The sequence below is a fragment of the Roseateles sp. P1_C1_2 genome (assembly GCF_056406535.1).
This window is the reverse complement of sequence record NZ_JBFUAB010000037.1, coordinates 31,683-42,905: the sequence shown is the minus strand read 5'-3', so window position 1 is coordinate 42,905 and position 11,223 is coordinate 31,683. Positions and strand designations below refer to the sequence as shown.

9 protein-coding genes are annotated in these 11,223 nt (G+C 69.8%); 3 read left to right on the top strand and 6 right to left on the bottom strand.

Features of this window, described 5'->3' with window-relative positions; genetic code table 11:
- Nucleotides 1-2,979: fused MFS/spermidine synthase (locus AC1D2H_RS28660; protein WP_478013241.1), on the top strand; the 2,979-nt coding region annotated here is incomplete at its 5' end.
- Nucleotides 2,976-3,353 carry a GFA family protein gene (locus tag AC1D2H_RS28655; RefSeq protein ID WP_478013240.1) on the top strand — a complete coding sequence of 126 codons (378 nt, stop codon included), beginning with the start codon at nt 2,976-2,978 and terminating at the stop codon, nt 3,351-3,353. The genes AC1D2H_RS28660 and AC1D2H_RS28655, both read left to right, overlap by 4 nt.
- A 9-nt stretch (nt 3,354-3,362) precedes the next feature.
- Here AC1D2H_RS28655 and AC1D2H_RS28650 read toward each other — a convergent pair whose 3' ends face one another.
- Genes AC1D2H_RS28650 through AC1D2H_RS28635 form a run of 4 tightly spaced genes read right to left on the bottom strand, consistent with a single transcriptional unit; the run spans nt 3,363 to nt 8,233 of the window.
- A complete protein-coding gene (locus tag AC1D2H_RS28650; RefSeq protein ID WP_478013239.1) occupies nt 3,363-4,772 on the bottom strand; it encodes an efflux transporter outer membrane subunit in 1,410 nt (469 codons plus the stop codon).
- A gap of 14 nt (nt 4,773-4,786) precedes the next feature.
- Entirely contained in the window at nt 4,787-6,370 is a 1,584-nt protein-coding gene (locus AC1D2H_RS28645; protein ID WP_478013238.1) for a DHA2 family efflux MFS transporter permease subunit, read from the bottom strand.
- Nucleotides 6,371-6,377: 7 nt separating this feature from the next.
- Nucleotides 6,378-7,472: an HlyD family secretion protein gene (locus AC1D2H_RS28640; RefSeq protein ID WP_478013237.1), complete on the bottom strand. Its 1,095-nt coding sequence runs from the start codon at nt 7,470-7,472 to the stop codon at nt 6,378-6,380.
- Nucleotides 7,469-8,233 (bottom strand): pirin family protein, encoded by a 765-nt coding sequence (locus AC1D2H_RS28635; protein ID WP_478013236.1) that lies wholly within the window; start codon nt 8,231-8,233, stop codon nt 7,469-7,471. The genes AC1D2H_RS28640 and AC1D2H_RS28635 overlap by 4 nt, the downstream gene beginning before the upstream one ends.
- Before the next feature lie 178 nt (nt 8,234-8,411).
- On the opposite strand from AC1D2H_RS28635, the gene AC1D2H_RS28630 reads away from it, so the two are divergent.
- Complete coding sequence (locus tag AC1D2H_RS28630; protein WP_478013235.1) at nt 8,412-9,341, top strand: LysR family transcriptional regulator; 930 nt, start codon at nt 8,412-8,414, stop codon at nt 9,339-9,341.
- A 30-nt stretch (nt 9,342-9,371) separates the two neighbouring features.
- On the opposite strand, the gene AC1D2H_RS28625 is transcribed toward AC1D2H_RS28630, so the two are convergent.
- Both AC1D2H_RS28625 and AC1D2H_RS28620 read right to left on the bottom strand, forming a co-directional pair.
- On the bottom strand, nt 9,372-10,061 hold the full coding sequence (locus AC1D2H_RS28625) for an AraC family transcriptional regulator (protein ID WP_478013234.1): 690 nt from the start codon (nt 10,059-10,061) through the stop codon (nt 9,372-9,374).
- Between the two features lie 16 nt (nt 10,062-10,077).
- Complete coding sequence (locus AC1D2H_RS28620) at nt 10,078-11,214, bottom strand: epoxide hydrolase family protein (protein WP_478013233.1); 1,137 nt, start codon at nt 11,212-11,214, stop codon at nt 10,078-10,080.
- Nucleotides 11,215-11,223 lie beyond the last annotated feature (9 nt).

Sequence of the window (11,223 nt, the reverse complement as noted above, 5' to 3'; positions counted from 1 at the left end):
CTGCAATTCCTGTTCGTGCTGTCGGGGTGCGCGGCGCTGATCTACCAGTCCATCTGGACGCATTACCTCGGCCTGACGCTGGGCCATGCGGCCTATGCCCAGACCCTCGTGCTGATGATGTTCATGGGCGGCATGGCGCTGGGCGCCTGGGGCGTCAGCCGCATCACTGCGACGCTGCGCCGGCCCATCGCGCTCTATGCCGGCGCGGAAGCCCTGATCGGCGTTTTCGGCCTGGTCTTCCACACCATCTTCGTCGCCTACAGCGCCTACAGCCAGGACCGCGTGCTGCCCGCCCTGTCCAGCGCCGGCGCGGCCACGGCCTGGCAATGGCTGAGCGCGGCCGCGCTGATCGCGCCGCAGACGGTGCTGCTGGGGGCCACCTTCCCGCTGCTGGCCGTCGGTGTGCTGCGCCTGCCCGGCAGCCAGCAGGGGCAGACTCTGGGCGGCCTGTATTTCACCAACGGCATCGGTGCTGCCGCCGGTGCTCTCATCGCCACCTTCTGGCTGCTGCCCGCCGTCGGCATGCCGGGCGCGTTGCAGGCCGCGGCCTGGCTCAACCTCGCCGTGGCCGCAGCGAGCCTGGTCCTGAGCAAGGCCTGCCGCGAAGGCGGCGCCGTCATCGTGGCTGAAGCTGCTGACGACGCGAAACCGGCGGGCGCAGGCCGTCTGCTGCCCGCCCTGCTGGTCGCCACCTTCCTGTCCAGCGCCGCCTCCTTCGCCTACGAGCTGGGCTGGGTGCGCATGCTCAACCAGGCGCTGGGCAGCAGCCTGCACAGCTTCGAGCTGATGCTGGCCGCCTTCATTGCCGGCCTCGCGCTGGGCGGCCTGTGGGTCAGGCGCGTGGGCGACCGCATCGCCGACCTGGTGCGCTACGCCGGCTTCGTGCAGGTGGCGATGGGCCTGTGCGCGATCGCGTCCGTGGGCCTGCTGGGCAGCGCCTACAACTGGGTACCCTGGCTGCTGCAGGCACTGGCGCGCAGCGGTGCCGGCTACACCCTCTACAACGTGGCCACGGCCGGCATTGCCATCCTCATCATGGTGCCGGCGGCCTTCTTCGCCGGCATGACGCTGCCGCTGTTCACGGCCGCATTGCTGCGCCGCGGCGCCGGCGAGCGTGCCATCGGCCAGGTCTACGCGGCCAACACGCTGGGTGCCATCCTGGGCGTGCTGGTGGCGGCGCACTGGCTGATGCCGGCCCTGGGCGTCGGGTTGATGCTGCTGGTGGCCGCCAGCGCGGATTTCGTCATCGGCCTGTTCCTGCTGCGCGGGCTCAGCCCCGGCCGCTGGACCTTCGCCAACGTCGGCGCCGCGGCCCTCGGCGCCGTCGCGCTGGTCAGCATGCTGCTGTGGGGTCTGCCGGATCCCCTGCTGCAATCCGCCGGCGTCTTCCGCTACGGCAACACCGACACCCGCGGGCGCGAGCTGCTGTTCTACCGGGACGGCGCCACCGCCAGCATCTCGGTCGTGCGCAAGGACCAGCTCTCCATCATCTCGACGAACGGCAAGCCGGATGCGGGCTGGACCGACATCGGCCAGCCGCCCGCTGCCGACGAGATCACCATGCTGATGCTGGGCGCGCTGGCGCTGTCGGCCCATCCCCAGCCCCAGGACATCGCCGTCATCGGCTGGGGCTCCGGGCTCAGCACGCACACGCTGCTGGGCTCGGCTGCGCCGCGTCGCGTCGACAGCATCGAGATCGAACCTGCCATGTGGGAAGGCGCCAAGGCGCTGGGCACGCGCAATGTGCGCGCCTATGCCGATCCCCGCTCGCACGTCCACTTCGAGGATGCGCGGGAATTCTTCGCCCGTGGCCAGCAGCGCTATGACCTCGTCGTCTCCGAGCCCTCCAACCCCTGGGTCAGCGGCGTGGCCAGCCTGTTCACGCAGGAGTTCTACCGCCGCGTGAAGAGCAGCCTCAAACCCGATGGCATGCTGGTGCAGTGGGTCCACGGCTATGAGATTTCCGACGCCCTGCTGGCGGAGATGGTCGCCGCGCTGATCAGCGAATTCCCCGGCAGCGAGCTCTATTTCGTCGACTCCACCGACCTGCTCATCGTCGCCCCGCTGGGCAAGCTGGGGCCGCTCAGCGACCTGCCCTGGCGCTCCAAGATGCTGTCGGCGGAACTCAAGCGCGTGGGCCTGCGCTCGCCGGCGGACCTGCAGGCGCGCCGCGTGGGCGGGCCGGCCGTGCTGCGCAGCTATGTGCGCCTGCAGTCGGCGCGCGCTCATTCGGACTACTTCCCGACCATCTCGCTGAACGCGCCGCAGCAGCGTTTCCAGGGCGCCCAGGCCACCTTGCTGCTGCGCCTGGCCACCGCGGGCCTGCCGGTGCTGCAGGTGCTGGACTGCCACGCGGCGCTGCCCGCCGCGGCCCGCCTCGGCCCTGCCGTCAACCATCCCATCCTGGAGGCGCGCGAGCATGCCGTCGCCGCCTTGCAGCGCTTCGAGGGCAGCAACCCCGGCCCCGACCACAGCGGCGACGGGCTGACGCGCCTCGTCGACGCCTTGCAGGCCCAGCGCAAGGGCGCCACGCCCTTCGACGAGGACAGTCTGCTGATCTATGTCGCCAACCTGGCCTACGCGGTGCTCGGCCATGTCGATGGCGCCGACCAGCAGGCACTGTGGGATGTCGCAGCCTGGCGGCGCGCGCGACCCGAGCTGTCGCCGCGGATGGTCCAGCTGCTGGGCTTGTATGAGTCGGTGGCGCGCCAGGATTGGAAGCTCGTGCAGGACAGCGCCCGGCAGTTGCTGACCAAGCCGCCCGGCCCCATGCCAAGCGCCCTCAATGAACAGGTGCTGGTGCTGGGCATGCTCGCAGGCCTGGCCCAGGGCCAGGCCGATGCGGTGGGCAGCTGGGAAGCGCAGTGGGGCGCACAGATCCCGCCGTCCGCGCTCGCGGACGCGCGGCAATTCCTCAAGGCCTGGGAGAGTGGCGGCGAGCGCGCCTGTGCTGCCACTCCAGCGAGGACTCAGCCATGACGACGAGGTATTCGGGCCAATGCCTTTGCGGCCAGGTGCAGCTGGCGGCGCGCGGCGAACCGCTGCGCGTCGGCATCTGCCATTGCATGGACTGTCGCAAGGAAAGCGGCTCGGCCTTCACCTTCTACGCCGTGTGGCCGGCCGAGCGCTTCGAGCACAGCGGCGACACGGCCGAGTTCCACGGCCAGCGCTTCTGCCCCCACTGTGGGGCGCGGCTGTTCTCGCTGGACGCCCAGGAGGCCGAGATCAAGCTCGGCGCCCTGTCGCAGGCACCCACGGCGCTGACGCCGAGCTATGAACTCTGGGTCAAGCGCCGCGAGGCCTGGCTTCAGCCGGTGCCGGGTGCCGAGCAGTTCGACGAAAACCGGCGCTGAAGGCGGCGCTCAGCTGCCCTGGGTCCAGCCGCCACCCAGCGTCTTGATCAGCTGGGCCGTCGCCGCCCACTGCGCGCCGCGCAACTGCGCCAGGGCACGCTCGGTCGCCAGCGGCGTGCGCTCGGCTTCGGTCACGTCGAGGTAGCTGACGGCGCCCTTGTCGTAGCGGCTCCTGGCCACGGTCAGTGCCTGGCCGCTGGAGGCCAGCGTGCGGTTCTGGGCCTCCACCACCACCGCGCGGCCCTGCAGTTCGGCCAGTGCGTCGTCGACCTCGCGCAGGGCCTGCAGCATGCGGCCGCGGAAGCCCGCCAGCGACTCGTCGACCTGGGCCTTGGCGCCCGCCAGGTTGGCCTTGTTGCGGCCGCCCTCGAAGATCGGCAGCGAGATGCTGGGGCCGATGTTGTACAGCCGCGCCGGCGCAGAGATCAGGTCGCCCAGCTCCTTGCTCTGGTAGCCGAAGCTGCCGGTCAGGCGGATCGCGGGATAGAACGCGGCCTCGGCGATGCCGACCTGAGCCGTCGCGGCGTGCAACTGGGCCAGGCTCTGGGCCAGGTCCGGGCGGCGCTGCAGCAGCTCGGACGGCAGGCCGGCGCGGATCTGCGGTGGTGCAGCCATCGGTGAAGCCTGCAGCTTCAGCTCGGCGGCCGCCTGGCCGGTCAGCGCGGCGATCTGGTTCGCCACCAGGGCCTGGCGGCGCGGCAGGTCGGCCACGTCGGCGTCGGCTGAGGCCAGTTCGGCGCGCACGCGCTCCAGGTCCTGCGTCGTCGAGGAGCCTGCGTCGAAGCGAGTCTGCGCAACCTTGAAGGCATTGGCGCGGCTGTCGCGCAGGCGTTGCAGGGCCGTGGCTTCATCGGCCAGCGCGCGCCATTGCCAGTAGGCGGCTGCAACGTCGGCCGTCAGCGCTACGCGGGCGGCGGCGGCGTCGAGGGTGGAGGCATCCAGCTGCGCCTGGGAGGCTTCGGCCTGGCGCTTGACGCGGCCCCAAAGGTCGATCTCCCAACCGATGGAAGCCTGCACGCCGGTCTGCGTGCCGTCGAAGGTGATGGCCTGGCCGCCCAGCACCGGCGTCGTGACCGACTTGGCGGACGTGCGCAGGTTGGTGACGCTGCCGCCGACATCGACGCGGGGCAGCTCGTCCGCCTTCGTCGCGCCAAACACAGCGCGTGCACGCTCGACACGCGCCGCCGCGGCGGCCAGCGTCGGGCTGGCTTGCAGGGCTTGAGCTTCCAAAGCGTTGAGCTGGGCGTCGCCGAACATCAGCCACCAGTCGCGCTGCAGCTCGGCGCCGGCCACGGGGCTGGCGGCGCGGTAGGCGGCCGGTGCGTTGGCGGCGGGCGCCTGGTAGTTGGGACCGAGCGTCGTGCAGGCAGCGAGCGCTGCGGTGGCGACGAGGGTGAAAACAGTCTTGAGTTGGATCATGTCGATCTCCCGATTCAATGTGCGGCCTCGGCGGCGCCGGCGCCACCGAGCACCTTCTTGCTCATCCAGACGATGAGGACGCAGCTGATGAGGGCGATACCCAGGATCAGGAAGGCGTCGTTGTAGGCCATGACGAAGCTGTCGCGGCGCACCACGTTGTCCAGGGCCTTCATGGCCATGTCCTGCGCGGCGGCGGCGTCGAAACCCTTGCTGGCGAAGTTCTGGGCCAGCGTGTCCAGGCGCGCCTGGGTGGCCGGGTCGTAGAGGCTGACGGCCTCGCCGACGCGGGCGCTGTGCAGATGCTCGCGGTTGGTTAGCAGCGTGGCCAGCGTGGCGATGCCGACCGAGCCGCCGAGGTTGCGCATCATGTTGAACATGCCCGAGGCGCTCGGCAGCAGGTTCGGCGGCACGCCGTTCACCGCGAAGTTGGTCAGCGTGATCATGATCAGCGGCTGGCCCAGGGCGCGGACGATCTGCGCGAACAGCAGCTCAGGCCCGGCCGTGTCAGCGCTCATGTGGGTGTTCATGAAGCACGACGTGGCGAACAGCGCCAGGCCCACGCTCATCATCACGCGGTTGTCCAGCTTGGTGGACAGCTTGGCCGCGAAGGGCATGATGAAGAGCTGGGGCAGGCCCATCCACATGATGACGATGCCGATCTGCATCGGCGTGTAGCTGGCGATCTGGCCCAGGTACAGCGGCAGGATGAAGGCCGAACCGTAAAGGCCCATGCCGGTGGCGAAGGCGATGACGCCGGCGATCAGGAAGCTGGGGCGGCCGAGGATGTGCAGGTCGATGAAGGTGTTCTTGCGCGTCAAGCCACGCCAGGCCCAGCCGTAGATGCCCCCCACCGCCAGCACGGCGGCCGTGATGATGAAGGGGCTCTGGAACCAGTCCTTGGCGTTGCCCTCTTCCAGCATCGCGGTCAGCGAGCCCAGGCCCACGGCCATGAAGACGACGCCCCACCAGTCCACTTCACGCAGCAGCTTGAGATTCATCGGCTCCTTGTCCAGGCCGATGCTGACGCCGAGCATCAGCAGAATGCCGGGGGCCCAGTTGATGTAGAAGATGCTGGGCCAGCCGTAGAGCTCGGTCAGATAGCCGCCGACCGTGGGGCCCAGCGTGGGCGCGAGCGTCGCCGTCATGCCGAACAGCGCCAGGCCGATGGGGCGCTTGTTCAGCGGCAGCTTGCGCGTGACCAGCGTCATCGCCATCGGGATCATGACGCCGCCCGTGAACCCCTGGGCCGCGCGGAAGGCGATCATGGACTCCAGGCTCCAGGCCATCCCGCACAGCGTGCTGAAGATCAGGAACAGCGCGACGTTGACGACGAGGTAGCGGCGCGTGGAGAACACCATCGACAGGAAGCCTGCCAACGGAATGACGACGATCTCGGCGACCAGGTAGGCGCTGGAGATCCAGGAGCCCTCCTCCTGCGTGGCCGACAGCGCGCCCAGGATGTCGCGCAGCGAGGAGTTGGTGATGGCGATGTCCAGCACCGCCATGAAGGCACCCAGCAGGCTGGCCAGCACGGCCAGCCAGGTGCGGCCGCTGACCTTCTGGTCCGGCGGCGGGGGGAGGTAGTTTTCGTTGCCCATGGCAGGCTTACTCGGAAATCTCGACTTCCACCTGCACGGACAGCCCCGGCACGATGCGCGACGCGGCATCGCCCAGGCCCTTCAGGCTCTCAGGCTCGAACACGACCTTGACCGGCACGCGCTGGACGATCTTGGTGAAGTTGCCGGTCGCGTTGTCCGGCGGCAGCAGTGCGAAGCTGGCACCCGAGGCGGGGGCGAAGCTGTCCACATGGGCCAGCAGGTCCTTGCCGGGAAAGGCGTCGACCTTGACATGCACCTTCTGGCCCGGCTTCATCTTGGCGAGCTGGGTCTCCTTGAAGTTGGCGACGATCCAGGTCTCGGGCTCGACGATGGCCGCGAGTTGCTGGCCGGGCTGCACACGCTGGCCGACCTCGACCGTGCGCTTGCCGATGCGGCCATCGCTGGAGGCCTTCAGTTCGACGTAGCCGAGCTGGTTCTGGGCGTCCTTGAGCTGGGCCTGCGTCGCGCTCTTCTGCGCGTTGGCGGACTGGCGCGCGCTTTCTGCGGCGACGACGGCTTCCTTGGCGGCCGAGGCGCCGGCCTTGCGGGCGGCCAGGTCGGCGCGGGCCACGTCACGGGCGGCGAGCGCCGCGTCCAGCTCCTGCTTGGAGGTGGCGCGCAACTCGGCGCCGAACAAGGCCTGGCTGCGCTTGGCGTCCAGCTCGGTGCGGGCCAGCACGGTCTCGGCCTGCGTGACCTGGGAGCCGGTCACGGCGGCCTGGGCCTTGGCCTGGGCGATCTGCGCCGCGCTGGTGGCGATGGCCGCGTCGGACTGGGCAATCTGAGCCTTCAGGCGCTCGATCTGCACGGCCGCGTCGGCCGGGTCCAGGCGCAGCAGCACGTCGCCGGCCTTGACGACGGCGTTGTCCTGCATGCGCATCTCGGTGACGACACCGGCGACGCGCGTCGCGACCGGGTGGATGCGGCCGGCGATGAAGGCGTTGTCCGTCTCCACCAGATGCTGGCTGCGCCACCACATGCGGCCACCCAGGCCGATGCCGCCGATCAGCAGGATCGCGCCGACGATGAGCAGCGGCACGGGCGGGCCACTCTTGGCGGGCTTCGGCGGAACGGCGGCGTTGTTCTCTTGCGGTGCGTTCATGACAGGGTTTCCTTGTTATGGGTGCTTGGGGTTGTTCTTGGGCTGAGGCGGCCCATGCCGCCCGACTGAAAGCGCTGCAGGGCAGCCACGACCTGGCCTTCGTCGCTCATGACGAAGGGGCCGTGACGCACCAGGGGTTCGAGCAGGGGCCGGCCGCAGAAGCAGGCCAGCCGCAGGGCCTCATCGGCCACGATGCGCTCGGCACCACCGACGGGCAGGCTGAGGGCGCGGCCGGTGGACAGCGGCAGCTCCTGCGTGCGGCCGCTGCCCTGGATGACGAGGGCAAAGCCCTGCTCGCCCTCGGGCAGCAGGAAATCGAAGCTGGCGCCGGCATCGATGTCGACCAGCACCAGGGAGGTCGACCAGGGCAGTGCGAGGCCGGTGTCGGCACCAAAGACCTGCTGGGCACGCCAGCCTTCGCCCACGCGGCGCGGCATCTGCTCGGGCGACAGCCGCATGACGGTGGGCGCGCGCAGCTTCTGCTCGGCCGGCAGGTTGACGAAGATCTGCAGGCCATGGGCCTCGCGGCCGGCCTCGATGGGGAACTCGTCGTGCATGACGCCCCGGCCCGCCAGCGTCCAGTGCAGGCCGCCGGGCAGGATTTCATGCTCGCCGCCCAGCGAGTCGCGGCTGACCATGCCGGTGGCCGAGTCGTCGAAGAGATAGGTCACCGCCGAGAAGCCGGCATGGGGGTGCGGCGCGAAGGTCGGCTCGCTCATGCGGAAGTGGTCGACCATGATGAAAGGGTCGAGCAGCGCCATAGGTTCGCGCCAGCCCTCGGCTTGGAAGCCGGCGCCAATGCGGTGCCTTTGGGGCTGGAGAAGACGGGCGGTTGACATGATGGCCGCGACTGTAGAGAGTTCCATTTCCGGCGAATAGCCACAAAACTCAAACTCACCGTTCCGGAAACGAAACGAAATAAAACGAGATATTCACGCCATGAAGATCGATGACCTGCTGTTGCTGGCCCAGGTACACAAGGCCGGATCGCTGTCCGAGGCGGCCCGCCAGCTTGACCTCCCCAAGGCGACGCTGAGCCGGCGCCTGACGGCGCTGGAGACCTCGGTGGGCGCCCGCCTCTTCGTGCCCGGCGCCAGCCGGCTGACGCTGACCGAGCTGGGTGAGCAGCTCGCCGAGCGCGCCGCGCGCCATGACGAGGACATCGCCGAGACGCGCGAATGGCTGGCTTCGCGCGACGCGTCGCCCCAGGGGCGGCTGCGCGTGTCGGTGCCGGCGGAGTTCGCGATGCTGGTGCTGGCCGAGAGCTTTGCGCGCTTCGTGCGCCGCTACCCCAAGGTGGAGCTGGAGGTGGACACCACGCCGCGCCGCGTCGATCTCTTCAACGAACCCTATGACGTGGCCGTGCGCATGGGCCCGGTGGACGAGCCCGACCTCATCGCCCGCGAGTTCATGCTGCTGGAGCGCGGCCTGTACGCCAGCCCCGTCTATCTGCAAGCCCGGCCCGCGCCGGTGGCCGCGGCCGATCTGGCGGGCCATGACTTCGTCGTGCTGACCCAGGCTCGCGCGGTCGGCAAGCGCCGGCTGCAGAACGGCGCGCAGAGCTTCGACGTCGACCTGCGCGGCCCGCTGGAGGCCAACTCCATCGGCCTGGTGCTGGCGCTGACGCGCGCCGGCGGCGGCATCGGCAGCTTTCCCTACGGCATGGTGGCGGCCGACGTCGAGGCCGGCACCCTGGTGCCCGTGCTGCCCGAATGGAGCTACGAGCCCATGCCGGTGACGCTGCTGACCGCCAGCCGCCGGCTGATGCCCGCCAAGACCCGCGCCTTCATCGACCACCTGTTCGAGACCAAGCCGGAGTGGGCCAAGGAGCAGATGCTCAACCCCGTCGAACGCCAGCTCCGCCGCTGACGGGCGGCGCGGCGCAGCGCCGCGGCCGGGTCAGCCCGCTTCCGGCTTCAGCTGCCCGGGCGTGATGTCCAGGATGCGGCGCAAGGAATGGCTGAGGTGGGCCTGGTCGGTATAGCCCAGCTCTGCCGCCACGTCCGCCGGGCGCAGCCCCTGCTGCAGCAGCGTCGCGGCGGCATCGGCACGGATGATCTGCTGCAGCTTCTTCGGGCTCAAGCCCGTCACATGGGCGCTGTGGCGCTGCAGGCTGCGGTCGTCCACGCCCCGCCAGCCGGCCTGCCCGGCGCGCAGCACGAGGCGGTCCACCTCGATCAGGCCGCGGCTCGCCAGCGCCATCACGAAGCGCTCGGCGTTGTCGAACGTCGGCAGCTCCAGCTGCTCGCCATCGATGAGGCAACCCCGCTGGCCCGCCAGCTCATGCACATGGCCCAGGTTGGTCATGCTGGCGCCGGGCCGGCGCGGCATATAGACCTCGGGCCGGAAAGCGATGTTGAAGTAGCGCTCGCCCGCCTCGCCCGGTAGTTGCACGACGCGGTCGGTCTGGCCGGTCTGCAACACCATCAGGCCGTTGCGTCCCTGGCGGAACACCAGGTCCCAGGTGCCATCCGGCCGCGCCACCTCCACCGCCGCGGCGGTGTATTCGACCTGCTCGATGCGAGCGATGAAGCGCGCGGCCGACGGGGAGTCGGCCTCGCGCGTCTCGCGGCGAATGTCGGCGGGCATCCGCCCATGCTAATCGTCAACCTAGGCGAGCAAAGAAGCTGCGGATGTCATCGATCAACAGTCCCGGCGCGTCTGCCGCCGCAAAGTGGCCGCCTTCCGGCATCTCGGTCCATTGCACGATGTTCGTGTGCGAGCGCTCGGCGAAGGCTCGCACGGAGCGGAAGTCGTTCGGGAAGGACGCCACCGCCGTCGGTGCCTTGCTGGGCAGCTCCCGGTAGCCGGCGCCGGTCTGGGCGTTCTCGTAATAGAACTCCGCTGCCTGCCCGCCGGTGGCCGTGAACCAGTACAGCGACACATGCGTCAGGAAGCGCTCGCGGTCCATGCTGCCGGCAGCCTCGCCCTCGAAGCCGAAGAAGAGCTCGGCATTCCAGGCCAGTTGCGCGACCGGCGAATCGACGAGGCCGAAGCCCAGCGTGGCCGGGCGCTTGGACTGGATCTCGGCATAGCCGTTGTACTTCTGGAAGCGCTGCAGGTTGCCCATGCCTTCCATCTCGAAGGGCGACAGCTTTTCCATCTCACCCGGCGCGCCGCTCGGGAAGGCAAAGATCTGCTGCAGGTGCACGCCCACCAGGCCTTGCGGGTTCAGGATGCCCAGTTCGCGGGTCACCAGGGCGCCGGCGTCGCCGCCCTGGGCGCCGTAGCGCTCATAGCCGAGGCGCTTCATCAACACGTCCCAGGCCGCAGCGGTGCGGGCGGCATCCCAGCCGGGGCCGGCCAGCGGCGACGAGAAGGCAAAGCCCGGCAGCGACGGGATCACGAGATGGAAGGCCTGCGCGGGATCGAGGCCATGGGCGCGCGGATCGCTCAGCGGGCCGATGACGTCGAGGAACTCCGCCACTGTGCTGGGCCAGCCGTGGGTGAGCAGCAGGGGCAGCGCATGCGGCTCGGGCGAGCGCACATGCAGGAAATGAATCGTCTGGCCGTCGATGTCGGTCGTGAACTGCGGATGGCGGTTCAGCTCGGCCTCGGCCTGGCGCCAGTCGTAGCCATTCAGCCATTGATGGGCCAGTTCGCGGACAAAGGCGACCGGCTGGCCGCGGCTCCAGTCCTGCGCCGCGGCCTGCGGCCAACGCGTCTGACGCAGGCGCTGCTTGAGGTCGTCGATGGCGGCTTGCGGGATGTCGATGCGGAAGGGGCGGATGGCGGGGTTCATGGTGGGCTC